Annotated in this window: 25 protein-coding genes; 12 read left to right on the forward strand and 13 right to left on the reverse strand. The window is 66.3% G+C overall.

Features of this window, described 5'->3' with window-relative positions:
- Window positions 1-51 precede the first annotated feature (51 nt).
- Entirely contained in the window at window positions 52-369 is a 318-nt protein-coding gene (locus J0A91_RS14195; RefSeq protein WP_069205456.1) for a UrcA family protein, read from the forward strand.
- Window positions 370-384: 15 nt separating this feature from the next.
- Window positions 385-1227 carry a PhzF family phenazine biosynthesis protein gene (locus tag J0A91_RS14200; RefSeq protein WP_069205457.1) on the forward strand — a complete coding sequence of 281 codons (843 nt, stop codon included), beginning with the start codon at window positions 385-387 and terminating at the stop codon, window positions 1225-1227.
- Here J0A91_RS14200 and trmFO read toward each other — a convergent pair.
- The 3 genes from trmFO to J0A91_RS14215 all read right to left on the reverse strand — a co-directional run bounded on the left by trmFO (window position 1224) and on the right by J0A91_RS14215 (window position 4198).
- On the reverse strand, window positions 1224-2549 hold the full coding sequence (trmFO, locus tag J0A91_RS14205) for a methylenetetrahydrofolate--tRNA-(uracil(54)-C(5))-methyltransferase (FADH(2)-oxidizing) TrmFO (RefSeq protein ID WP_069205458.1): 1326 nt from the start codon (window positions 2547-2549) through the stop codon (window positions 1224-1226). The genes J0A91_RS14200 and trmFO overlap by 4 nt on opposite strands.
- A complete protein-coding gene (locus J0A91_RS14210) occupies window positions 2546-3577 on the reverse strand; it encodes an SRPBCC family protein (RefSeq protein ID WP_240502022.1) in 1032 nt (343 codons plus the stop codon). The genes trmFO and J0A91_RS14210 overlap by 4 nt, the downstream gene beginning before the upstream one ends.
- A 78-nt stretch (window positions 3578-3655) precedes the next feature.
- Window positions 3656-4198, reverse strand: coding sequence for a GbsR/MarR family transcriptional regulator (locus J0A91_RS14215; protein WP_069205459.1), 543 nt, complete (start codon window positions 4196-4198; stop codon window positions 3656-3658).
- On the opposite strand from J0A91_RS14215, the gene J0A91_RS14220 reads away from it, so the two are divergent.
- Entirely contained in the window at window positions 4184-4354 is a 171-nt protein-coding gene (locus tag J0A91_RS14220; protein ID WP_169833145.1) for a hypothetical protein, read from the forward strand. The genes J0A91_RS14215 and J0A91_RS14220 overlap by 15 nt on opposite strands.
- A 162-nt stretch (window positions 4355-4516) precedes the next feature.
- Here the strand turns inward: J0A91_RS14220 and J0A91_RS14225 are convergent, their stop codons facing one another.
- From J0A91_RS14225 to yaaA, 5 genes are all read right to left on the reverse strand, one after another.
- Entirely contained in the window at window positions 4517-4870 is a 354-nt protein-coding gene (locus J0A91_RS14225) for a DUF952 domain-containing protein (protein WP_069205460.1), read from the reverse strand.
- Complete coding sequence (gyrA, locus tag J0A91_RS14230) at window positions 4867-7623, reverse strand: DNA gyrase subunit A (RefSeq protein WP_069205461.1); 2757 nt, start codon at window positions 7621-7623, stop codon at window positions 4867-4869. The genes J0A91_RS14225 and gyrA overlap by 4 nt, the downstream gene beginning before the upstream one ends.
- 188 nt (window positions 7624-7811) lie before the next feature.
- Window positions 7812-8051: a hypothetical protein gene (locus J0A91_RS14235; RefSeq protein WP_069205462.1), complete on the reverse strand. Its 240-nt coding sequence runs from the start codon at window positions 8049-8051 to the stop codon at window positions 7812-7814.
- Window positions 8052-8144: 93 nt separating this feature from the next.
- Entirely contained in the window at window positions 8145-8840 is a 696-nt protein-coding gene (locus J0A91_RS14240; protein WP_069205463.1) for an SDR family NAD(P)-dependent oxidoreductase, read from the reverse strand.
- On the reverse strand, window positions 8837-9589 hold the full coding sequence (yaaA, locus tag J0A91_RS14245; RefSeq protein WP_069207340.1) for a peroxide stress protein YaaA: 753 nt from the start codon (window positions 9587-9589) through the stop codon (window positions 8837-8839). The genes J0A91_RS14240 and yaaA overlap by 4 nt, the downstream gene beginning before the upstream one ends.
- A 171-nt stretch (window positions 9590-9760) precedes the next feature.
- Between yaaA and J0A91_RS14250 the strand changes: the two genes are divergently transcribed.
- Window positions 9761-11074: a tetratricopeptide repeat protein gene (locus J0A91_RS14250; RefSeq protein ID WP_240502023.1), complete on the forward strand. Its 1314-nt coding sequence runs from the start codon at window positions 9761-9763 to the stop codon at window positions 11072-11074.
- A gap of 223 nt (window positions 11075-11297) precedes the next feature.
- On the opposite strand, the gene rnd is transcribed toward J0A91_RS14250, so the two are convergent.
- Entirely contained in the window at window positions 11298-12473 is a 1176-nt protein-coding gene (gene rnd / locus J0A91_RS14255; RefSeq protein WP_069205464.1) for a ribonuclease D, read from the reverse strand.
- A 188-nt stretch (window positions 12474-12661) separates the two neighbouring features.
- Between rnd and aspS the strand changes: the two genes are divergently transcribed.
- The 3 genes from aspS (at window position 12662) to J0A91_RS14270 (ending at window position 16344) form a co-directional block, all read left to right on the forward strand.
- Window positions 12662-14455: an aspartate--tRNA ligase gene (gene aspS / locus J0A91_RS14260; RefSeq protein ID WP_069205465.1), complete on the forward strand. Its 1794-nt coding sequence runs from the start codon at window positions 12662-12664 to the stop codon at window positions 14453-14455.
- A gap of 72 nt (window positions 14456-14527) precedes the next feature.
- The gene (locus tag J0A91_RS14265) at window positions 14528-15301 is read left to right on the forward strand and encodes a polyphosphate kinase 2 family protein (protein ID WP_069205466.1); all 774 of its coding nucleotides are present in this window, start codon (window positions 14528-14530) and stop codon (window positions 15299-15301) included.
- Window positions 15302-15372: 71 nt separating this feature from the next.
- Window positions 15373-16344, forward strand: a complete 972-nt coding sequence (locus J0A91_RS14270; protein ID WP_069205467.1) for a cell wall hydrolase — start codon at window positions 15373-15375, stop codon at window positions 16342-16344.
- A 5-nt stretch (window positions 16345-16349) separates the two neighbouring features.
- Here J0A91_RS14270 and J0A91_RS14275 read toward each other — a convergent pair whose 3' ends face one another.
- On the reverse strand, window positions 16350-16979 hold the full coding sequence (locus J0A91_RS14275; protein ID WP_069205468.1) for a carbonic anhydrase: 630 nt from the start codon (window positions 16977-16979) through the stop codon (window positions 16350-16352).
- A gap of 123 nt (window positions 16980-17102) precedes the next feature.
- Between J0A91_RS14275 and lipA the strand changes: the two genes are divergently transcribed.
- Window positions 17103-18044, forward strand: a complete 942-nt coding sequence (lipA, locus tag J0A91_RS14280) for a lipoyl synthase (RefSeq protein ID WP_069207342.1) — start codon at window positions 17103-17105, stop codon at window positions 18042-18044.
- A gap of 138 nt (window positions 18045-18182) precedes the next feature.
- Window positions 18183-18668 (forward strand): type II toxin-antitoxin system RatA family toxin, encoded by a 486-nt coding sequence (locus tag J0A91_RS14285; protein ID WP_069205469.1) that lies wholly within the window; start codon window positions 18183-18185, stop codon window positions 18666-18668.
- Here J0A91_RS14285 and J0A91_RS14290 read toward each other — a convergent pair.
- The 3 genes from J0A91_RS14290 to J0A91_RS14300 are packed head-to-tail and all read right to left on the reverse strand — an operon-like array spanning window position 18602 to window position 20810.
- The gene (locus tag J0A91_RS14290; protein WP_069205470.1) at window positions 18602-19129 is read right to left on the reverse strand and encodes a CinA family protein; all 528 of its coding nucleotides are present in this window, start codon (window positions 19127-19129) and stop codon (window positions 18602-18604) included. The genes J0A91_RS14285 and J0A91_RS14290 overlap by 67 nt on opposite strands.
- A gap of 2 nt (window positions 19130-19131) precedes the next feature.
- Window positions 19132-19671 carry a hypothetical protein gene (locus tag J0A91_RS14295; protein WP_069205471.1) on the reverse strand — a complete coding sequence of 180 codons (540 nt, stop codon included), beginning with the start codon at window positions 19669-19671 and terminating at the stop codon, window positions 19132-19134.
- The gene (locus J0A91_RS14300) at window positions 19668-20810 is read right to left on the reverse strand and encodes a bifunctional 2-C-methyl-D-erythritol 4-phosphate cytidylyltransferase/2-C-methyl-D-erythritol 2,4-cyclodiphosphate synthase (protein WP_069205472.1); all 1143 of its coding nucleotides are present in this window, start codon (window positions 20808-20810) and stop codon (window positions 19668-19670) included. The genes J0A91_RS14295 and J0A91_RS14300 overlap by 4 nt, the downstream gene beginning before the upstream one ends.
- Window positions 20811-20905: 95 nt before the next feature.
- Here J0A91_RS14300 and dusB point away from each other — a divergent pair, with 95 nt between their 5' ends.
- From dusB to ntrC, 3 genes are read left to right on the forward strand one after another with little or no spacing between them, the layout of a single operon-like run.
- On the forward strand, window positions 20906-21910 hold the full coding sequence (gene dusB, locus J0A91_RS14305) for a tRNA dihydrouridine synthase DusB (RefSeq protein WP_069205473.1): 1005 nt from the start codon (window positions 20906-20908) through the stop codon (window positions 21908-21910).
- Window positions 21911-21914: 4 nt separating this feature from the next.
- Complete coding sequence (locus tag J0A91_RS14310; RefSeq protein ID WP_069205474.1) at window positions 21915-22982, forward strand: two-component system sensor histidine kinase NtrB; 1068 nt, start codon at window positions 21915-21917, stop codon at window positions 22980-22982.
- Window positions 22979-24397, forward strand: coding sequence for a nitrogen regulation protein NR(I) (ntrC, locus tag J0A91_RS14315; RefSeq protein WP_069205475.1), 1419 nt, complete (start codon window positions 22979-22981; stop codon window positions 24395-24397). Before J0A91_RS14310 ends, ntrC begins: the two co-directional genes overlap by 4 nt.
- The last annotated feature ends 22 nt before the right edge of the window (window positions 24398-24419 follow it).

The raw sequence follows: 24419 nt of genomic DNA on the forward strand, positions 1-24419 counted from the left end.
CCTGTGTCGGCCAGCACTTTGCGCGCATCCGGCGGCGCACAGGAGGCAGAGATGAAGATACTGATGATATCGTTCGCCGCGGCGCTTGCCGCATTGGCCGGCCCCGCGCAGGCGCAGGACAGGATCGGCCCCGATCGTTATGCCGTCGTGGTGAAGGCCGCCGCGCACCCGCCGACGCCGCGCGCCGCCCGGCGAGCCCTCGCGCGGATCGAGCAGGCCGCGCTTGCGGTGTGCGGTGCATCGTCGTTCAGCTTGCGCGAGATACGGATGTCGGTGCGCGATTCGGCCTGCTGGCGCGGCAGCGTCGCGGAGGCAGTGGCACGCGCCGACGATCCGCTGCTCAGCGCCGCATATCATCCACACCGCTGACCTGGAGGAAAGCTCATGGAACATTCGTTCAAGCTCGTCGACGTCTTCGGCACTGATCCGTTCACCGGCAATCCGCTCGCGGTAGTGGCCGATGCCGAGGGACTCGACACCGACGCGATGCAGCGCATCACGCGCTGGCTCAACCTGTCGGAGACCAGCTTTCTACTGCCGCCGACGGTGCCGGAGGCGGATTACCGGGTACGCATCTTCACGCTGACGCACGAACTGCCCTTCGCCGGGCATCCGACACTCGGCACCTGCCACGCGTGGCTTGAGGCGGGCGGCAAACCGAAGCGTGACGGCGTGATCGTGCAGGAATGCGGCGCTGGGCCAGTCGCGATACGGCAGGACGGCGAGCGTCTCGCCTTCGCCGCGCCGCCGCTGATCCGGGGCGGCGCGCCGAGCGAGGCGGAGATCGCGGAGGTCGCGGCGGTGTTGCGGATCGATCGCGGTGCGATCGTCGATGCGCAATGGGCTGACAACGGGCCGGGCTGGATCGCGGTTATGCTGGAATCCGCAGAGGCGGTGCTCGCGATCGAGCCGGTCGGCCAGTACCATCGCCACATCGACATCGGCGTGGTCGGCCCGCATGCACCGGGCGGGGAGGTCGCATTCGAACTGCGCGCGGTGTTCCCCGGGCCGGGCGGCGGCATGATCGAAGATCCGGTCACCGGCAGCCTCAATGCGTCGGTCGGCCAGTGGCTGTTCGACAGCGGGCGTGTGCAGGCGCCCTATGTTGCAGCGCAGGGCACCCGGCTCGGACGCACCGGGCGCGTGCAGGTGTCGCGTGATGCCGATGGCCAGGTGTGGGTTGGCGGCCGCACGGTGACCTTGGTCTCGGGAGAGGCGCGCGCTTAGGGCGCTGCGGGTGACAGCCACCCCTGCATCGCCGCCCGCGCGCGGTCTGTATACATCTTCTTACGGTCCGCCTTCTTGGTGCGGCCGGGGATCGGCGGCATCAGTCCGAAATTGACGTTCATCGGCTGATATGTCTCCGCCACAGCCGCGCCGGTGATGTGGTGAAGCAATGCGCCCAGCGCCGTCTCGACCGGGGGCGGTGCGAGCGTTTCGCCGCGCAGTTCGGCGATGGCGAAGCGGCCCGCCATCAGCCCGACCGAGGCGCTCTCGACATAGCCTTCGCAGCCGGTGATCTGCCCGGCGAAGCGGATGTTGGGGCGGTTCCTGAGACGCAACGTCGGATCGAGCAGTTCGGGCGAGCGGATGAAGGTGTTGCGATGCAGCCCGCCGAGCCGCGCGAACTCCGCCTTCTCAAGGCCGGGGATCGAGCGGAACAGCCGCACTTGCTCGGCATGTTTGAGCTTGGTCTGAAAGCCGACGATGTTCCAGAGCGTGCCTTGCGCATTGTCCTGCCGCAACTGGACGACGGCATGCGGCCAGCGTCCGGTGCGTGGATCGTCAAGCCCGACCGGCTTCATCGGCCCGAACCGGAGCGTGTCGAGGCCGCGCTCCGCCATCACCTCGATCGGCATGCAGCCTTCGAAATAGGGCGTGTCGCGCTCCCATTCCTTGAACTCGGTCTTTTCGCCCGCGATCAGCCCGGCGTGGAAAGCCTCATACTGTTCGCGGTTCATCGCGCAGTTGATGTAGTCCTTGCCGTCGCCCTTGTTCCAGCGCGACTGGAACCACGCGGTCTCCATGTCGATGCTGTCGAAATGGACGATCGGCGCGATCGCGTCGAAAAAGGCGAGCGCATCGGCGCCGGTCGCGCCAGCGATGCTGGCGGCGAGGCCGGCGGCGGTGAGCGGGCCGGTGGCGATGATCGCGGGACCGTCGGCAGGCAGGGAATCGACCCGCTCTCGCACGATCGTGATGTTGCGATGTGCTTCCAGCGCCGCAGTGACGCCCGCCGAGAAGCCGTCGCGATCGACCGCCAGCGCCGAACCTGCCGGAACCTTATGAATATCGGCTTCGCGCAGGATCAGCGAGCCGAGGCCGCGCATCTCGGCATGGAGCAGCCCGACCGCATTGCTCTCGGCATCGTCCGAGCGGAAGCTGTTCGAGCAGACCAGTTCGGCGAGGCCATCGGTGTGGTGCGCTGGGGTGGCTTCGCCCGAACCGCGCATTTCGGAAAGCTTCACGCGGAAACCGGCTTCGGCGAGTTGCCACGCGGCTTCGGACCCGGCGAGACCGCCGCCGATGATGTGAATGTCGTGAGTCATCCGCGGCCGATAGCGCGTTCGGAAGCACCTGACAAAGCCGGGTGTTCAGCCCGCCCGCGGATCAGCGCGAGCAGATTGTTCTCCAGATCGCCGAGGAACAGTTCGCCCCACAGTTCGGAATAGCCGTTGACCGGCGTGGTGATGCGATATTCGGTGTCAATCGTCACGCGCGTAAGCCCCGGCGCGATCGGATCGAGCGTGTAGCCGCCGGTGGTCACGCGGAAATACGGGCTGTCGGGCATCAGGTGGCGGTCGGTGAAGCCCCAGCCGGCGATATCGTCGAAGATGAAACGCCAGCCGATCCGTTTGTGCATGTCCCATTCAGTGATTCGTTCGCGGAAGTGGATGCTGCGGTCCCAGTCGGCGTGGCGATCCGCGCCGATGCCGCCTCCGGCCAACCGTGCACCGAGCGGGCGAGGGATGCCGATCACGTCCTGCGAGATATTCCATGCACCCTCATCCGGGCGCACGTCGGGGATACCGCGCAGTAACGGCCAGAGTTGCTCGGGGCTGGCGTGGATGACGGCGCTGCGGGTGACGCGTGCAGTGTCGCTGGGCAGCGGCACATAAGGCTCGACCTGCATCGCCAGCAGCGGTGCAAGTAGCAGTGCCGAGCAATACGTCGTGCCGTCCGCACGCTTCCGCCGGCGATGACGCGAGGCATAGGTGATCCAGGTGCCGATCAGCCCGCTGCCGAGCCACAACGGCGACAACAGCAGCACGCATATCACGCCTTCGCGCAGGATGACGATCGCCGCGACGATGATCGCGAGCAACAGCCACACCGGCATCAACAGGTAGAAGCGCCGCGACCGCTCGCCCCACGGATCGGCGGCATAGGCGACGAAGGCGGAAATCGCGGCCGGCAGGACCAGCAGGAAGGAGAAGCTGACCAGCCCGGATTTCGGCTGTGTCGCGCTGATGAGAAGGTAGGCGCCGAGACAGAAGGCGAGCGCGAAGCCGAGCGCCGCGAGGATTCGCAGTATGGCGGGGCGGACAGCGCGGGGGATATCGTCTCTGGACTCCATCACCATTCCTTTCGAATTATCGGTAATATCTGTAAATTCAGAAATCGTAAGGCGCACATCTACGTGCGGTCGGCAGCATCAGTCCTTGGCTTTGCCACCGGGAATGAAGCGCGCGACCTTGCCGCCGAGCTTCATCAGCGTGACCAGCGTCGGCTTTGGCAGCACGCGCACCTGTTCATACCAGGTGCCGAGCGTGCCGATGAACTCATGCATCCGGACGACGCGCTCTCTGATTTGGGCGGGGGCGGTCGTATCGCCCTTGAGCCGTTCGGCGAGGTCGCCGAGCAGCGCGATGGTGGGGTCGATCTCGCGCTTCTTGCGCTCCTGCACGATCCGCATCAGCATCTCCCACAAATCGGTCTCGGCGACGAAATGGTCACGCCGGTCGCCCTCGACATGGACTCGGCGGACGATGCCGTAGCCCTGCAACTCTTTGAGCGCAGTCGAGACGTTGGACCGGGCGAGACCGAGCGACTCGACGATCGCCTCGGCGTCGATCGGACGGTCGGAGAGATAGAGAAGCGCATGCACTTGCGCGACCGAGCGGCTGACGCCCCACTGCGTGCCCATTTCGCCCCAGTGCAGGATGAAGGCCTTGGCGTCAGGATGATCGGTCAGCATGGCATGTCCGTAATTTCTGTAAATTCAGAAATAACAGGTGCTATCGGCGAGGGCAAGGACAACTTCGTCATGCCAGAGCGAGCTGGCATCTTCTGCGGGTTCGAGGTGCGCACCGCAATGGCGGGAGAATACAGCGTGCGCGGGATTTTCGCGTAAGCCTCGATAGCTTTATCGTGTTTCCCGCGAAAGCGGGAATCCAGGGCCAAGCAAAACCACGCTTTACGGCTCTTGGGACTCTGGACTCCCGCGTGCGCGGGAGAACAAGGCAGGGCCGACGCAAAGATCCCGATTACGCTGGGTGACGGGTTAGCCGACCTGTCAGCCCGCGACGGGCAGCGCGACGCTGTCGTCGTCCGCTCGCGTGAGCGGGCCGTAGGCGATCACCGTCTCCAGTAGCAACGGGCCGCCGTAAAGGTGCGGGAAGAGCTGGCCGCCGCGCGACTCTTCCCATTTCACCGCATCGCCCAGCGCACCGAGATCGACCGCAGCGACGTGCAGGTCACTCTGTCCGGCGAAATGCTTGTCGACGGTCTCGGTGAGCTGTGCGGCGGTGGAGAGGTGGATATAGCCGTCCGCGAGATCGATCGGCGCGCCGGCGAAGCTGCCCTGTTCCAGCGTCGCCATCTGTTCGGCGGTCAGCACCTTGTAGGCGGTGGTCGGCCGGTCGCTCATTCGCCGTTCTCCGGGCCGGCGGCCGAATCGTCGGCGGTGTTGGCGCCGTCGTCAGGCGCGACTTCGAGCGGCGCGAGCGGATCGCGCACGTCGGCCTCGGCCTCGCCTTCGGTTTCCTCGACTCGGGCGGCCGAAACGACATGCTCGTTCTTGCCGACATCGAACAACCGAACGCCGGCCGAATTGCGGCTGATGACGCGCAGCGAGCCGAGCGACATGCGGATCAGCTTGGCCTGATCGGTAACGAGCATCAACTGATGCCCCTTCGAGGCGGGGAAGCTCGCCACGACCGGCCCGTTGCGACCGATATTGTCGATGTTGGTGATGCCCTGACCGCCACGCCCGGTGCGACGATAATCATAGGCGCTCGACAGCTTGCCGTAGCCATTGGCGCAGACCGTTAGGATGAACTGCTCGCGCGCGACGAGTTCCTCGAACCGGGCCTGTTCCATGTCCGGCTCGCCGTCCTTCTCGCCCTTCCACGGGGCGAAACGGAGGTAGGTCTCACGCTCATCGGGCGTCGCGCCGACGCGGTGCAGGATCGACAGCGAGATCACCTCGTCGTCGCCCTTCAGCGTCATGCCGCGCACGCCGGTCGAAGTGCGGCTCTGGAACTCGCGCACGTCATCGCCGGCGAAGCGGATCGCTTTGCCCTGACGGGTGGCGAGCAGCACGTCGTCCTGCTCGCTCAGCAGCGCGACGCCGATCAGGCGGTCGTTCGATTCATCCTCGAACCGCATCGCGATCTTGCCCGCGGTCGGCACGTTGGTGAACGCGTCCATCGAGTTGCGCCGCACGGTGCCGCGCGCGGTCGCGAACATGACGTGGAGCTTGCCCCATTCGTCCTCGTCCTCGGGAAGTGGCAGCACGGTCGAGATCGTTTCGCCCTCGGCCAGCGGCAACAGGTTGATCATCGGGCGTCCACGCGTGGCGGCGCCGCCTTCGGGCAGCTTCCACACCTTGAGGCGATAGACCTTGCCCGCCGTCGAGAAGAACAGGACCGGCGTGTGCGTCGAGGTGACGAACAGGTTGGTGACGACGTCCTCGTCCTTGGTCGCCATGCCGGCACGGCCCTTGCCGCCCCGCGCCTGCGCGCGGAACGTATCGAGCGTGGTGCGCTTGATATAGCCCTGCATCGTCACGGTAACGACCATGTCCTCACGCTCGATCAGGTCTTCGTCATCGATGCCGTCGGCGGCGGCGGCGATCTCCGTGCGACGCGGCGTGGCGAATTCGGCGCGCACCGCGATCAGCTCCTCGCGCATTACCTCGTACAGACGCGCGCGGTTGCCGAGGATTTCGAGCAGTTCGGCGATCGAATCGGCGAGACCCTTGAGTTCGTCGCCGATCTCGTCGCGGCCGAGCGCGGTGAGGCGGTGCAGGCGCAGATCGAGGATCGCGCGGACCTGGATTTCGGAGAGGCGGTAGCTGTCGCCGGTCGCTTCGACGTCGAACGCCTCGACCAGCTTCAGATAGGGCGCGATCTCCTCGATCGGCCATTCGCGCGCGAGCAGTCTGGCGCGCGCCTCGGCGGGTGACGCCGAACCCCGGATGATCTTCACGACCTCGTCGAGGTTGGTGACCGCGATGACGAGGCCGAGCAAGATGTGCGCGCGGTCGCGTGCCTTGGCCAGTTCGAACTTCGAGCGGCGGGTGATGACCTGCTCGCGGAACTGGATGAACGCCTGGATGAAGTCGCGCAGGTTGAGCAGTTCGGGGCGACCGCCGCGAATCGCGAGCATATTGGCCGGGAACGAGCCTTGTGCGGGCGTGTGCCGCCAGAGTTGGTTGAGCACGACATCTGCGGTCGCGTCGCGCTTGAGTTCGATGACGATGCGCACGCCATGGCGGTTCGATTCGTCGCGAATGTCGCTCACGCCTTCGATCCGCTTGTCCTTGGCGGCTTCGGCGATCTTCTCGACGAGGGCGTTCTTGCCCTGTTGGAACGGGATCTCGGTCAGTACGATCGAGCGCCGGTCGCCGCGGCCTTCCTCGACCACGTAGCGCGAGCGCACGATGATCGACCCGCGTCCGCCTTCATAGGCTGAACGGCAGCCGGCGCGGCCGAGGATGATCGCGCCGGTCGGGAAGTCCGGCCCCGGCACGATTTCCATCAACTGCTCGGTCGTGATCGCGCCATCGTCCATATAGGCGAGGCAGGCGGTGATGACCTCGCCGAGATTGTGCGGCGGGATGTTGGTCGCCATGCCGACAGCGATGCCGCCGGCGCCGTTGACGAGCAGATTCGGGAAGCGCGCGGGCAGCACCGACGGCTCGCTTTCCGAGCCGTCGTAGTTCGGCACGAAATCGACGGTATCCTTGTCGAGATCCTGCATGAGGAAGCTCGCCGACTTGGCGAGGCGCGCCTCGGTGTAGCGCATCGCGGCGGGCGGATCAGGGTCCATCGAGCCGAAATTGCCCTGGCCGTCGATCAGCGGCAGCCGCATCGCCCAGTCCTGGGTCATGCGCGCCAGCGCTTCGTAGATCGAGCTGTCGCCGTGCGGATGGTATTTACCGATCACGTCACCGACGATGCGCGCCGATTTGCGATAGGGCCGGTTGTAGTGGAAGCCGCTTTCCTGCGCCGAATAGAGGATGCGGCGGTGGACGGGCTTCAGGCCGTCGCGCACGTCGGGCAGGGCGCGCGACACGATCACGCTCATCGCGTAATCGAGGTACGAGGTCTTCATTTCCTCGACGATCGAGATCGGGGAAATATCCGAAGGGTCGGCGAGCAGCGTCTCGTCGGTCAAAGCGTCAAATCTTTCGGGTTTGTTTCGTTTGGGTGACGGTCACCCTAGCCGAGCGCGCCGGCCATGTCACGCGCACGCACGCCCGCGCGGGGAAATCCGGTCGCTAGGCGGCGCCGCAGCCGCGCGGCAAAACGACCCGAAGTTCTCCCGCGTTGGCGGGAGAACGGTAGGGCCGCAGGCGGACAGTCTTACTTGCAGGCTTTCTTGCTGGCGTTGCCGGCCTTCGAGCAATCGTAGGTGATGGTCTTTCCGGTCGAGGTCTTGGTCGTGACCATCCGGCCGGTGGTCGCGCTCGCCTTGACGGTTTTCACCTTGGCCACGGGCGCTGGCTTCGCAGCAGCCGGAGTCGGCTTGGCGGCGGGGGCGGCAGTGGCGGTCTGGGCGCTGACCAGCGCGGCAATAGCGAACAGCGGCGTCAGGGTTTTCATGATGGCTCTCCTCGGGTCAGGACGCGGCGCGCCCCGCGATTGGGTCTGGACCCATCGCCTGCGAGCCATAATGAAGCCCACATGACATCTCCGTCATGGAGAGACTTCGGCGCCGTCCCACGCGAACAGCTTGCCCGAATCGGGTGCCTTGAGTCCGTCGATCACGTCGAGGAGTTGCAACGCGGCGCGATCGGCCTCGAACAACTGTCCTGGCGCGACATTGCCCTGGAACGGGCGCGACAACGGGGTGTCGACGGTGCCGGGGTGCAGCGCCACCACGATCGAGCGGCCGTTGCGGCGTTTCTCCTCGATCGCCAGCGTGCGCACCAGCATGTTGAGTGCCGCCTTGGAAGCGCGGTAGCCGTACCAGCCGCCGAGCCGGTTGTCGGCGATGCTGCCGACCCGCGCGGACAGAACGCCGAACACGCAGCGGCCATCACGCGGCATCAACGGCAGGAAGTGCTTGGCGACGATCGCCGGGCCGATCGCGTTGATCGCGAAATTGCGTGCGAGCCATACCGGGTCGAGATCGGCGATCGCTTTCTCCGGGCCACGCTCGCCTTCGTGGAGCAGGCCGGTCGCGACCAGGATCAGCGTCGGTGCCGGGCCCTTGGCGACGATCGCGGCAGCGGCGGCGATGCTGGCCTCGTCCTCCAGATCGAGATGGCCGGCGCCCGAGAAGCTGCGCGCGAAGGCGTGGACGGTGCCGAACGTGCCTTCGTCCTCCAGCGCACGGACGAATGCCGCGCCGATCCCGCCCGATGCGCCGATGACGACCGCGCTGCTCATGCGCGGGTGAACCGCCAGCGATCGTCATCGCTCTCGTCCGCGTCGAAGCGGTAGCCGTCGCTGTCGAAGCCCTGCATTGCCGCCACCTCCGTGATGCGATGTTCGCACAGCCAGCGCGCCATCATGCCGCGCGCGCGCTTGGCGTTGAAGCTGACGAAGCGTGGGCCGTCCGGGCCGGGTTCGCGAAAATCGACGTCGATCACGCGCACGCCTTCCAGCCGGCCGGCGACGGCGGCGAAATATTCCTGGCTGGCGAGGTTGAGGACGACGCCAGACCCTTCCGCGGCGACATCGTCGCGCACGGCGGCCGCGATTCGGTCGCCCCACCAATCGGTCAGGCTTTTGCGGCGCGGTGCCCAGCGCGTGCCCATTTCGAGTCGATAGGGGCGCATCGCATCGAGCGGGCGGAGCAGCCCATATAGCCCCGATAGCATGCGGACATGATCCTGCGCGAACGCGATCGCCGGTTCGTCGAGTGTCGCCGCCTCGAACCCGGTGTAGACGTCGCCGGCAAAGGCGAACAGCGCCGGACGTTCGGGAGCGTCGGCGAAACCGGCGAAGCGGTCGGCATTGAGCTTGGCGAGCTTGGGCGAGATGTGCATCAACTCGGCGAGCTTCTTTTGGCCGAGCCGCGCTGCTGCGGCAGCGAGTGTATCGGCTTCCTCGACGAAGCGCGGTTTGGTTGGCATCACATCGGGAATCGGCCGCTCGTAATCGAGCGTTTTGGCGGGCGAGAGCAAAGCAATCATGGCGGGCGGGTAGCGGCCGCGCATCAAAGCGTCAAAGGGAGCCGCATCCGGGTTCAACCGTTGTTCAGTCCGCGCCGGCCAGAAGCCGGCACACGCCGCGTCGCTTGAACGCGGCGAAACGGATCGGTAGAGCGGCGCGGTGATCGGCCAGCGCCGACGTAGGAGAACTTCATGATGCAGGGTGTTTCGAGGATTGCGATTGCCGGGGCGCTGATGCTCGGCCTAGGTGGCACCGTGATCGCGCTGCCGGCGAACGCGAAGAAGGAAAAGCCGGCCGAAGCGGCGCCTGCCGACGGCTTCAACCCAAAGAACCTGTCGAACGAGGCGCGTCCGGCACTCGGCGCGATCCAGACCGCGCTCGCCGCGACGCCGCCGGATTATGCGACGGCCAAGGCGAAGCTGACCGAGGCCGACGGGCTTGCGAAGAACGCGTCCGACAGCTACATCATCGCCAAGTTCCGCCTCCAGGTGGCGAGTGGCGAGATGAACGCCTTGCCCGAGGCGCAGCGCAACGACGTCGTGCTGGCCCAGCCGCTCGAAACGCTGATCGCCAATCCGATCACGCCGAAGGCGGAAAAGGCGCAGTTCACCTATATCCGCGGCAACCTCGCCTACAACCAGAAGGACTATGCCAAAGCGGCGCAGTTGATGGCGAGCGCGCGTGACCTCGGCTACCAGAATGCCGATCTTCCGCTCAACCTTGCGCGCGCGAAGGTCGAGGCGGGTGACGTGGCCGGTGGCGTCGCCGAGCTCGACACTGCGGTCAAGGCCGAGCAGGCCGCCGGTCGCAAGGCGCCCGAGGCATGGTACAAATATGCCGTGTCGCATGCGATCAAGGCCAATCTCCCGGAGCAGACCAACACTTGGACGCAGGCGTGGCTGGCGAATTACGGCACCAAGGAGAATTGGCGCACCGCGATTTACACCTTCGGCTTTTCCGGCCCGGGTGCGGCGAAGCTGACCGATCGCAACCGGATCGATCTGTACCGCCTGATGCGGGTCACCAATTCGCTCGCCGGCGCGAAGGAGTACATCGATTACGCCGATGCCGCGAACAAGACCGGACTGCCGACCGAAGCCAAGACGGTCATCAAGGAAGGCTTCGATTCGAAGGTGATCCCGGCCGGCAACGCCACCGCGACCGACATGGCCAAGCAGGCCAGTGAATCGATCGCGTCGGACAAGCCGCTCGCCGCGCAGGAAAAGGCGGCCGCTGCCGCGCCGAAGGGCGATCTCGCCTCGCAGGCGGGCGACGCCTATCTCGGCGAGCGCAACTACGCCAAGGCCGCCGAACTGTACAAGCTGGCTGCCACCAAGGGCGTGAACGACAACGACCGCCTCAACCTCCACCTCGGCATCGCGCAGGCGCTCGGTGGCGATAAGGAAGGCGCGCGCGCCACGCTGACCAAGGTGACGACCGCACCAAACGCGGACATCGCCAAGCTGTGGCTCACCTGGCTCGCCTCGGCTCCGGTCGCGGCGTAAATGAAAAGGGCGGCCCCGGTGCAGACCGGGGCCGCCCTCTTGTTTTTTACTCCGTTCGTGCTGAACTTGTCGAAGCACATGCCCCCAGACGCTGCGTTACTTGGCACGTGCTTCGACAAGCTCAGCACGAACGGGTGTTTAAGGCAGCGTTAACTACGCCAGCGTTAAGCCGACGGAGCGAGACAGCATTCGCTCGACCGGATCAAACGCCGCATCGCCCGGCTCACTCCACCGTTTCCGCGCGAGTCATCTTGAGCTTGCCGCCCACCACCGCGAACGCCAGCCGCCCCTCGACCAGATCGAGCGCATCGCGGCCGAATTGTTCGAAGCGCCACCCCTCCAAAATCGACAGCCCCTCACGCTGGCCCGCTGCGAGCGCATCGAGATCATCGCCGCGCGCGAGCAGCCGTGCCGCCACGTCGATGTCGCGTGAGCGGATTTTTAGAAGCAGCTTGAGCAGGTCCGCCACCAAAGCGCCGTCCTTACCCAGACCGGGCTTGCGATCGTCGCGCGCGGGCATCTCCTCGGCGGGCATCGGCTCGGCATGTTCCAGTGCGACCATCATGCGGCCGCCGATGTCGTTGGTCGCCCAGGTCGGGGAGAGGCCGCGAACCTTGGCGAGGTCGGCCTGTTTGCGCGGCGGGTGGCCGGCGATGTCGGCGATCGTCTCATCCTTGACGATTCGGCCGCGCGGGAGGTTTTTGCCCTGCGCCTCCAGTTCGCGCCAGCGCGCCAGCGCCTTGAGGCGGCCGAGGATATCGGCCTTGCGGCTGGGCACGCGGATGCGGCGCCACGCTTCTTCGGGATCGTTGGCGTAGTTGGCGGGGTCGCCGATTCGCTCCATCTCCTGATCGAGCCACGCGCCGCGCCCGGTTTTGCGAAGCCGTGCGAGCATCTTGGGGAAGATCTTGGCGAGGTGAGTCACGTCGCCGATCGCATATTCGATCTGGCGCGCGTCGAGCGGACGGCGGCTCCAGTCGGTAAAGCGCGCGCCCTTGTCGACGCTGATGCCGAGATAAGCATCGACGAGGTTCGAATAGCCGATCTGTTCGCCTTGCCCCAGCGCCATTGCGGCGACCTGCGTGTCGAACAGCGGATAGGGCGTCTTGCCGGTAAGGTTATAGACGATTTCGAGATCCTGCCCGCCGGCGTGGAAGACCTTGAGCACGTCCGGGTTGTTGACCATCAGGTCGAGCAGCGGCTGCATGTCGAGGCCGGGCGCCATCGGATCGATCGCCGCCGCCTCGTTCTCGTCGGCGATCTGGATCAGGCACAGTTCGGGCCAAAAGGTGTTCTCGCGCATGAACTCGGTATCGACGCAGACGAAATCGGCTTCGGCGAGGCGGGTGCAGAGATTGGCGAGCGTGGCGCTGTCGGTAATGAGCGGATGGATATGCATCTTGACCCTTTAGCGAGGGATGCGCGCCTTGACAAAGGCGTGTCGGAAAGGGAGTGCGCGGACCATCCAATGCCGTCACCCGAGCGCAAGCTGGGGTATTTCGGCGATAGTGAGTGCCCTCCCCGCGGGAGACCCCAGCTTGCGCTGGGGTGACGAGCGGGGCGGGTGACGATTGAAAGACGAGAACCATGCACGCCTATCGCACGCACACTTGCGCCGAACTCCGCGCCGAACAGGTCGGCCAGGAAGTCCGCCTGTCGGGCTGGGTCCATAAGAAGCGCGATCACGGTGATCTCGTCTTTGTCGATCTGCGCGACCATTATGGCATCACCCAGATCGTCACCGACGTGAGCGGCCCGGTGTTCGACGTGATCGAAAGCCTTCGCAGCGAGAGCGTGGTGACGATCACCGGCACTGTGGTGGCGCGCGCCGGCGAGGCGGTGAACCCGAACCTGCCGACCGGCGCGATCGAAGTGCGGGCCACCTCCGCCGTGGTGCAGTCAGCCGCGCATGACCTGCCGATGCCGGTGGCGAGCGAGAACGAATATCCCGAGGATATCCGCCTGCGCTATCGTTTCCTCGATCTGCGGCGCGAGCGGCTCCACGCGAACATCCTGCTGCGTTCGCAGGTGATCTCGTCGCTGCGCCAGCGCATGATCGGGCAGGGCTTCACCGAATTCCAGACGCCGATCCTGACCGCGAGCAGCCCCGAGGGCGCGCGCGATTATCTGGTGCCGAGCCGCGTGCATCCGGGCAAATTTTACGCGCTCCCGCAGGCGCCGCAGATGTTCAAGCAGTTGCTGATGGTGGCCGGGTTCGACCGCTATTTCCAGATCGCGCCGTGCTTCCGCGACGAGGATGCCCGCGCTGATCGCTCACCGGGCGAATTCTACCAGCTCGATTTCGAGATGAGCTTCGTCACCCAGGACGACGTGTTCGCCGCGATCGAGCCGGTGCTGCACGGCGTGTTCGAGCAGTTCGCCGATTGGCAGGGCAAGGGCCGCACCGTCAGCCCGCTGCCGTTCAAGCGAATCCCGTACCGCGAATCGATGCTGAAATACGGCAACGACAAGCCCGACCTGCGCAACCCGATCCTGATCTCGGACGTGTCCGAGCAGTTCGTCGGATCGGGCTTCGGCCGGTTCGCGTCGATCGTCGAGGGCGGTGACGTGGTGCGCGCGATCCCCGCGCCGGGCACCGCCGACAAGAGCCGCAAGTTCTTCGACGACATGAATAGCTGGGCGCAGGGCGAAGGGTTCGCGGGCCTCGGCTATGCGACGCGCAAGGGTGGCGAATGGGGCGGGCCGATCGCCAAGAACCACGGCGAGGCGAAGATGACGGCGATGGCCAACGCGCTCGGCCTCGGCCCTGACGACGGGATGTTCTTCGCGGCGGGCAAGGAAGCGCAGGCCGCCAAGCTCGCCGGCCTCGCGCGCACGCGCGTCGCCGAACAGCTCGGCCTGATCGACGACAAGCGTTTCGAATTCTGCTGGATCGTCGATTTCCCGATGTTTGAATATGACGAGGACGCCAAGAAGGTCGATTTCAGCCACAACCCGTTCTCGATGCCGCAGGGCGAGATGGACGCGCTGGAGACGATGAACCCGCTCGATATCCTCGCCTATCAATACGACATCGTCTGCAACGGCGTGGAGCTGTCGTCGGGCGCGATCCGCAACCACAAGCCCGAGATCATGTACAAGGCGTTCGAGATCGCCGGCTATACGCAGGCCGATGTCGACACCAACTTCGCGGGCATGATCAACGCGTTCAAGTGCGGCGCTCCGCCGCACGGCGGGTCGGCGCCGGGTGTCGACCGGATCGTCATGCTGCTCGCCGACGAGCCCAACATCCGCGAGGTCATCACTTTCCCGATGACGCAGAAGGCGGAGGATCTCATGATGGGCGCGCCGAACTTCGCCACCCCGAAGCAGCTGAAGGAACTCCACATCAAGACGGTGGACGGTCCCGGCGCGAAATAAGCGTCGTCATTGTCGAGCGAGGCGGGGCGCACGTGCCTCGACTTCGCTCGGCATGACCGGTTAGGGTAGGGGATGACGATCTCCCTGTCCGACTATGAATCCGGTGCCGAATATGACGGCGATTATGATGCCGCGATCACCAAGCTGCAGAAGCGGCTCGCGCACGTTCAGGTCGCGCACATCGTCCACGGCAAACGCGCGATCGTGCTGTTCGAGGGCTGGGACGCGGCGGGCAAGGGCGGCATCATCCAGCGGCTGACCAGCGAATGGGACCCGCGCAACTTCGAGGTCTGGCCGATCAAGGCGCCGACCGAGGAGGAACGCGACCGGCATTTCCTCTGGCGGTTCTGGCAGCGGTTGCCCGCGAACGGCGACATCGCAGTGTTCGATCGCAGTTGGTACGGTCGCGTCCTCGTCGAACGGGTCGAGAATTTCGCCAGCGAGAAGGCGTGGAAGCGCGGCTACGACGAGATCAACGAGTTCGAGGCGCAGCAGGTCGATTCAGGCACGACGATCGTCAAGATGTTCATCCATGTCAGTCAGAAGACCCAGGACAAGCGCCTGGCGGGACGGCTCGATCATCCATGGAAACGCTGGAAGACCGGGCTGGAGGATTATCGCAACCGCGCCAAGCGCAACGAATATCTCGACGCGATGCACGACATGTTTCGCCGCACCGATACGCGGTGGGCACCGTGGCATGTCGTCGATGGCAATGACAAGAAGGTGGCGCGGATCACCGCGCTGACGTTGATCGCGGACGCGCTGGAAGCTGGCGTCGACATGACCCCGCCGCAGCTCGACCCCGAGGTCGAGAAGGTCGCGCGCGCGGCGCTGGGGCTGTGAGACGGCGTCCTTAATCCAAAGCTAAGGCTTGGCGGCTATTCGAACGCGAGTTGCCACCGCGTCGGATTGTCATGCTCAGATTTTTGCTGCTCGTGCTGCCGACGCTGGTGCTGATGACATCGTGTACGCGCACGCCGCCGATGCAGGTGGTGATGGACATCCCGCCGATCGTGCGCGCGCCCGATTTGCTCAGGCAGCTCGATCTGAAAGTGCCGATGGATCTCACACGCACGGCGCTGCGCGAAGCGGCTGCCGCGACCGAGTCGGAGTTTGACGCGGCGCCCGCCTTCCTCGCGCGCGCGCAGACGCCCGACGATGCCGCTCGGGCGATCGATTGCCTGACGGCGGCGGTCTATTATGAGGCGCGCTCCGAATCGGACGAGGGCGAGCGCGCGGTCGCGCAGGTCGTGCTCAACCGGGTGCGCGATCCGGCGTTTCCCAGCAGCATCTGCGGGGTCGTCTACCAGGGATCGACGCGATCGACCGGCTGCCAGTTCAGCTTCACCTGCGACGGATCGATGAATCATCCGATCCAGCCCGCCGCCTGGGCGCGAGCGCGGGCGGTGGCGACGGGCGCGCTGGCGGGACTGGTCTATGCGCCGGTGGGGTCTGCGACCTTCTACCACGCCAATTACGTGTCGCCGTGGTGGGCGACCAGCATGAAGCAGGTCGCGGCGATCGGGGCGCATATCTTCTACCGCTGGCGCGGCGCGATGGAGAATGCGCTCGCCTTCCGGCAGAGCTATTCGGGGAACGAGACCGTGCCGGTACGGATCAGTCCGATCCTCGCAGCGAGCGATGAAAGCAATGTTGTGGCGTCCAGCGCCGTCGATGGCGGCATCCAGGTGGTCGGATCGGTGACGATCCACCGCAGCGCCCCCCAGGACGCGGCGCCGGCCCCGGTAGCGCCGGCGCTAACGCCTGTGGCCGACAGCGGGGTCGCCGGCATTCGCGTGCATCGCGGGGCATTCGCGCCCGATGTAGCGCAGGACGCCGGCAAACCGCGCCACATCAGCGTGCCGGCGGCGAGCGACCCGGCCTGAGCGGGTCAGGCCGGCGTGAAGGCGCCGTCTTCGCCCATCACGTGCAACACGCCGTCGGCGATCGCGAAATAGGCGCCGCGCAGCGTGAGCGTGCCCGCCGCCTCGCGCTCGGGAATGAACGGGAAGGTACGCAGGTTGGCGATGCTGACGCGCACCGTTTCCAGTTCGAGCGCCCGTGCCGCCTCGGGGCCGGTGCCGTGTTCGGCGACGATGCCGTCGCGCGCGGTGTCGAGCATGTCGACCCAGTGCGCGATGAAACCGCCCTCGCCGGGGGCTGCGCCGTCGAAGGCATGAGTCAGCGACGCCTTGACGCCGCCGCACGAGCCATGCCCCATCACCACGATGTCGGTGACGTTGAGCTGGGTGACCGCGAATTCGAGCGCGGCCGAGACGCCGTGGCGCGATCCGTCGAGTTCGAACGGCGGCACCAGATTGGCGACGTTGCGGACCACGAAGATCTCGCCGGGCGAGGTATCGAACACCTGCGCGGGATCGACCCGGCTGTCGGAACAGGCGATCACCATCACGCGCGGCGCCTGGCCCTCGCGCAATTCGGCCCAGCGATCACGCTGGCGAGTCCAGTCGACCACGCGAAAGCGCTGATAGCCTTCGATGAGGTCCGCGAATCCGCTCATACTGCTCTCCGTCGTTTCGGGTATAGCGGGGTTCCTAGGGGCAAAGCGCCGCATACGACAAGCGCAACCATGATGATCCGCGCGGCAGTTGTGGTAAGCGGTGCGGATGGCTATTTGCGAGCCATGAACGAGATTACTCCGATCGCTCACCCCGCCGCCCAACCCGAGGGCCGCCAGCGCAAGCCCGACTGGATTCGCGTGAAAGCGCCGATGGGCGCGGTGTTCAACGAGACCAAGGGGCTTATGCGCCGGCTCGGCCTCAACACCGTCTGCGAAGAAGCGGCCTGCCCCAACATCGGCGAATGCTGGACCAAGAAGCACGCGACGGTGATGATCCTCGGCGACACCTGCACCCGCGCCTGCGCGTTCTGCAACGTCAAGACCGGCATGCCACGCGCGGTCGATGCGCTGGAGCCGCAGCACACCGCCGATGCCGCCGCCGAGCTGGGGCTTGAGCATATCGTCATCACCTCGGTCGATCGCGACGATCTGCCCGATGGCGGTGCGTCGCAATTCGTCAAGGTGATCGAGGCGCTGCGCCGCACCACGCCCACGACGACGATCGAGATCCTCACGCCCGACTTCCGCAACAAGGCGCAGGCCGCGATCGAGTCGATCGTCACGGCGCGGCCCGACGTGTACAACCACAATCTCGAAACGGTCCCCCGGCTGTACCCGACGATTCGGCCCGGTGCGCGTTACTATGCGTCGCTGCGGCTGCTCGAAAGCGTCAAGCGCCACGACCCTTCAATCTTCACCAAGTCGGGCGTGATGCTCGGGCTGGGTGAGGAGCGGCTCGAAGTCCATCAGGTGATGGACGACATGCGCTCCGCCGACATCGATTTTCTGACGATGGGGCAATATCTCCAGCCGACGCCGCGCCATGCCAAGGTGCTCGATTTCGTCACGCCCAAGGCGTTCGACGCTTATGCGGCGATCGCGCGCGCCAAGGGCTTTCTGCTCGTGGCGTCCTCGCCGCTGACCCGCTCGAGCTACCACGCGGGCGATGATTTCGCGCGGCTTCGCGCTGCGCGGGAGGCTAAGCTGGCGACGGTGCGGGTGTGAACCTGCACGCCACATACGTCACCCCAGCGCGAACTGGGGTCTCTCGCGGTAAAGGCCCCCGCCATCACGGGCAGACCCCAGCTTGCGCTGGGGTGACGCTATTTGGCCCTGTGACGGATATGGACTGGGCGACGCGCGATGCCTAAGCACCACGAGACCCGCCATCTGCCGTACACGCCCGAACAGATGTTCGATCTGGTCGCCGACGTGGCGCGCTATCCCGAGTTCCTGCCGTGGGTGTCGGCGATCCGCATTCGATCGAACAGCGAAACCCAGATGGTCGCCGACATGATCGTCGGCTTCAAGGGGCTGCGTGAGACCTTCACGTCGAAGGTCGAAAAGCAGCGGCCAGAGCGGGTGCATGTCGACTATCTCGATGGGCCGCTCAAATATCTGCGCAACGACTGGGTGTTCCGGCCGGAGGGCACCGGCTGCGCGGTCGATTTTACGGTCGATTTCGCGTTCAAGAACCGCGTGTTCGAGATGCTCGCCGGGCAGGTGTTCGGTGTCGCGCTACGCAAGATGATTGGCGCATTCGAGGAGCGCGCCGCGGCGCTTTACGGTTCGCCGTCGGGCTCGGCCGCCGACGGCATCAGCAATTCGAGCGCGCACAACGCCGCCTGAAGGCGGATGCCGCCGCGCCCGATCTCGCCAAAGTCCTTGCGATCGGCGACGACGTGCTGCGGATCGGCACCGCGCTCGGCGCGGGCGAATACGACCGTACCGACCGGCTTCTTCTCGGTGCCGCCGCCTGGCCCGGCAACCCCGGTGATGGCGATCGCGACGTCGGCACCGCTCGCCTCAAGCGCGCCCTGCGCCATGCTCCACGCCGTCGCGATCGAGACAGCGCCGAACGTGTCGATCACGTCGGGGCTGACATTGAGCGTATCGACCTTGGCGTCGTTCGAATAGGTGATGTAGCCGCGCTCGAACATCTCCGACGACCCCGGAATTTCGGTGATCGCGGCAGAGACGAGGCCGCCGGTGCAACTCTCGGCGACGCAGACGGTGCGGCCGGCGGCGAGATTGGCATCGACCACCTTCCGCGCGGCGGCGACAAGGTCTTCGGGCAAGATGGTGAGCATGGTCACTGCGCTCCGAACGAACAGACGGGGATGGCGGCGGGCTTGGTGCCGTTCTTGCGATCGGTCGCGGCAATTTGCATCGCCGCCACGATCGCCGCGACCGCGTTCTTGGGCGGCAGCGGCGCGATCATCGTAAGGAAGCGATTGGCCGGCCCGCAATCGGCTGGCGTGACCTGCTGCGCGACGATCGGCCCCGCGAGCGAGATCAGCATCAGCCGGGCAAGATCGTTGTCGAGCATCGGCGCGGCATCGGGCGGCAGGATCTTGGCGAGTGCGCGGCGCGTGTTGGGCCAATTGGCATCGGCGAGCGTGCGGTAACTGTCGCCGAACGCGCGGCTGGGGCTGCGCAGCAGCGCGCCGGCGGGAAGCTGGTTGGCACAGGTGTGGCTAACCTCTTCGAGCGCATCGGGAATGACGGTGATGAGCAGCGACTCGGCCTCGGGCGCGGTTAGGCACGCGCGCGCGCGGAGCGGCTCCGCCGCCGCCTGGCCGGTGAGCGCGCATGCCGCGGCGGCGAATGCCAGCTTTTGGAGTGCTTTCATTGCGTGCCAATCCTGATCGTTGCGATGGCCTGTGCGGCGATGCCTTCGCCGCGTCCGGTGAACCCAAGCCGCTCGGTGGTGGTTGCCTTGACGCTGATCTGCCCCGGCTCAAGCCGCAACAGTTCGGCGATGCGCGCGCGCATACCGGCGCGGTGCGGGCCGATTTTGGGCGCCTCGCAGATGATGGTGAGATCGATGAAGTCGATGATGCCGCCCTGTGCCGCGATCAGCGAGGCGGCGTGCTGGAGGAATTGCGCCGAATTGGCGCCGCGCCACTGCGGGTCGCTCGGCGGGAAGTGCATGCCGATATCGCCGTCGGCGATCGTGCCGAGCAAAGCGTCGGTAATGGCGTGGAGCGCGACATCGGCATCGCTGTGCCCCGATAGCCCCTTGTCGTGGGGGATCAGCAGCCCACCGAGCCACAATTCCTCGCCTTCGACGAGCCGGTGGACATCGTAGCCGGAGGCGGTCCGCACCCGCAACGTCGCGGCGTGGCGCGCCTCGGCGGCGGAGAAATCGGCGGGGTGGGTGATCTTTTCGAGCATCGGGTCGCCCTGGACGATGGAGACTGTGTGGCCCGACCGCGCGACCATCTGCGCGTCGTCGGTCGCTTCGGCGTCCTCGGGCCAGGTGCGGTGCGCAGCGAGCACCTCGGCGAAACGGAACGCTTGCGGGGTCTGGACGCGGTGGAGTCCGTCGCGCGGGACGGGCGTGCCGTCGTCGCGCACCAGCGTGTCGGCGACGGGCAAGGCGGGGAACGCACCGAGCTCGGCATCGAGGGCGGCGATCAGTCGGTCGATCACCGTCGCCGACAGGAAGGGGCGGGCGGCATCGTGGATCAGCACGCGGTCGGGCGCATCGGCGGCCAAGGCTTCGAGGCCGCTCAGCACCGACTCACGCCGAGTCGCGCCGCCAATGACGAAGGGCACATCGCCGAGCGCTTCCGCGAGCATCGTCTCCTGCCCGGCGCCGATCACCACCAACACGCTGTCGATATCGGGATGTGCAGCGAGCGCGGCGTGGCTGTGCGCGAGCATCGGCTTGCCGGCGAGCGCGGCGAATTGTTTGGGAAGCGCGCTGCCGCTGCGCAGGCCCTGGCCGGCGGCAACGATGATCGCGACGGTACGAGTGGACGACATGGTCGCAGCGCCTAGCCCATGCCGCACCCGCCCGCCAGCCTTGCCGCACGCGGCGCTCTCGCCTATAGGCTGCCTGTTTTTCAGGCAGACCAACCGTGACCCCGCGCACCCTCGCTCCCATCCAGATCGGCCCCGTGACGATCGACCAGCCGATCATCCTGGCGCCGATGACCGGCGTCTCGGACATGCCGTTCCGCACGATCGTGCGCCGGTACGGCTCTGGCCTCAATGTCACCGAGATGGTGGCGAGTCAGGCGGCGATCCGCGAGACCCGCCAGTCGCTCCAGAAAGCGGCGTGGCACCCGATCGAAGACCCGGTTTCTATGCAGCTCGTCGGCTGCACACCCTATGAGATGGGCGAGGCGGCGAAGCTCTCCGAAGATCGTGGCGCCGCGATCATTGACATCAACATGGGCTGCCCGGTGCGCAAGGTGACCAATGGCGATGCGGGATCGGCGCTGATGCGCGATCTCGTCACCGCCGCTGCGATCATCAAGGGCGTGGCCGATGCTGTGAGCGTGCCGGTCACGCTCAAGATGCGGATGGGCTGGGACCATTCGAGCCTCAACGCGCCCGAGCTCGCGCGCATCGCCGAGGATCTCGGCGTGAAGATGATCACCGTCCACGGCCGTACCCGCAACCAGATGTACAAGGGCAATGCCGACTGGGGCTTCATCCGCCGCGTGAAGGAGGCGGTGAGCGTGCCGGTGATCGCGAATGGCGACATCTGCTCGATCGAGGAGGCCGAGTCGGCGTTGGAGCAATCGGGCGCGGACGGCGTGATGATCGGACGGGGTTCCTATGGTCGGCCGTGGCTGCTCGGTCAGGTGATGGAGTGGTTCCGCTCCGGCCGGCGCGTTCCCGATCCGACACTTGACGAACAATATTGCCTCATCGCAGCACATTACGAGGCGATGCTCGAGCATTACGGCAATGAAACCGGCGTCAACATGATGCGCAAGCATATCGGCTGGTACACGCGCGGACTGCATGGTTCGGCCGAGTTCCGCAACAAGACCAACCAGATCGCCGATGCGAATCAGGTCAAGGCGATGCTCGCCGAGTTCTACGCGCCGTGGCGCAGCCGCGCGGCGGCGTGACCGCATGACCGAGGGTGCGGCGGGGCCGGGCTTCGCCGAGCTGTTCGCGACTCTGCCGGTGGCGGTGATGGTGCTCGATCCTGACGGCCGCATCACCTACGCCAATGCCGAGTGCGAGACGCTTCTCAACCTGTCCGAACGCGCGATGCGCGGGCAGACGCTCGATTCGGTGATCGTCCCACCGCGCGCGCCGAGCGACCGCGACGAGCGGCTGTTCGCGGCGTTCGATACCGAGATCGAACTGCGGCGCGGCGGCATGCGCGTCCGGGTCGATTACATCGAGGCGCGCGTCGCCGACCGGCCCGGCTGGCGAACCGTGACATTGCACCACGCCGCCGCCTCGCGGCGAATGGGGCATTCGGTCGATCGCGCTTCGGCGGCGCGCGCGGCGATCGGCGCGGCGGCGATGCTCGCGCATGAGATCAAGAATCCGCTATCGGGCATTCGCGGCGCGGCACAACTGCTCGCCGGGCCGAAGACAGACACGACTCTCACGACGCTCATCACCACCGAAGTCGATCGCATCGCCGCGCTGATCGACCGGATGCAGGATTTCACCGACACACGTCCGCTCAACCTTCAGCCTTCGAACATCTACCCGCTGCTCGACCACGCGCGGCGGGTCGCGCTGGCCGGGTTCGGCCGCAACGTGACGATCGAGGAACGGTTCGATCCATCGCTGCCGCCGGTACTGGTCGATCCAGACGCGTTGCTGCAAGTCGTGCTCAACCTGCTCAAGAACGGCTGCGAGGCGCTCACCACCGTCGCCAACCCGCGCATCCTGCTCTCCACCGCGTATCGGCACGGCATGGCGGTAAGCCCGTCGCCGGGCCGCCCCCGCCGGCCGCTGCCGATCGAAGTGTGCGTCATCGACAACGGCCCCGGCGCGCCCGAGGAGATCGCGGATCACCTGTTCGATCCGTTCGTGTCGGGCAAGCCCGAGGGGCAGGGGCTTGGCCTTTCGCTGGTCGATAAGCTGGTGCGCGATATGGGCGGCATCGTCCAATATGCGCGCGAAGGCTCGCCGCTCAGCACCGTATTTCGTATCCTGCTTCCCAGAGGTTCAGCGTGACCAGAGCCGGCAACATCCTCGTCGTCGATGACGACGGCGCGATCCGCACCGTGATCGTGCAGGCGCTGCAACGCGACGGCCATCGCCTGACCACCGCCGCGACGCTCGCCGAGGCCGAGATGCGGCTCGCGGCGGGGCTGCCCGACGTGCTCATCACCGATGTCGTGCTGCCCGACGGCAACGGCCTCGACATGGTCGCGCGGCTGGTCGCCGAACACCCCGGTCTCCCCGTGATCGTCCTGTCGGCGCAGAACACGCTGACCACGGCGGTTCGCTCGACCGAGGTCGGTGCGTTCGATTATCTGCCCAAGCCGTTCGACCTCGATACGCTCGCCGCTGCCGTGCAAAGCGCGCTGGCGCGGGGTTCGGGCGGCGTCGCCGAGCCGATCGGCGAGGAAGACCGCGCGTTGCCGCTGATCGGCCGTTCGCCGGCGATGCAGGACGTGTACCGCGTGATCGCGCGTGTCGTGTCGAACGACCTTACCGTGTTGATTTCGGGCGAATCGGGGACGGGCAAGGAGCTGGTCGCGCGCGCGATCCATGATCTCGGGCCGCGCCGCCGTTCGCCGTTCGTCGCGATCAACATGGCGGCGATCCCGCGCGAGCTGATCGAGGCGGAATTGTTCGGGCATGAACGCGGCGCGTTCACCGGCGCGCAGGCCCGCTCGGCCGGGCGGTTCGAGCAAGCGGCGGGAGGCACGCTCTTTCTCGACGAGATCGGCGACATGCCGATGGAGGCGCAGACCCGGCTGCTGCGCGTGCTGCAATCGGGCGAGTTCACCACCGTTGGCGGCGCCCGCACGATCCGCGCCGACGTCCGCATCGTCGCGGCGACCAATCGCGATCTCGCCGTTCTGGTGTCGAACGGGCAGTTCCGCGAGGATCTGTTCTACCGGCTCAACGTCGTCCCGGTGACGCTGCCGGCCCTGCGCGCGCGACGGCAGGACATCGCCTTGCTCGCGCGCCATTTCCTCGACCGCGCTGCCGAGAGCGGACTGCCGCGCAAGCAGCTCGACCCGCAGGCGATCGCGGTGCTGGAAAGCCACGACTGGCCCGGCAACGTGCGCGAATTGGAAAATATGATGCGCCGCATGGCCGTGCTCAGCCGCGACGACATGATCGGCGCGGGCGAGGTTCGCGTGCTGCTCGGCGGTTCCTATTCGGCCAATCCGCCGGCGGAGGTCGATCCCGGCATCGCAGCGGCGATCCGCGCACGGCTCGAGCGGCTGGCGATCGAGGAGCCGGCGGCGCTTGATGACGGTTCGTTGTACGATCGCATCATCGGTGAGGTCGAGCGCCCGCTGATCGAGGCGCTGCTGGAGCGGCACGGTAACAACCAGCTTCGTGCCGCACGCGCGCTCGGCATCAACCGCAACACCTTGCGCAAGCGGCTCGACACGCTCGGCATCGGCTGACGCAGCGTTCAAGGGATCGGGC

Origin of the sequence: Sphingomonas panacis, from assembly GCF_001717955.1 — a bacterium.
Classification (GTDB): Bacteria; Pseudomonadota; Alphaproteobacteria; order Sphingomonadales; family Sphingomonadaceae; genus Sphingomonas; species Sphingomonas panacis.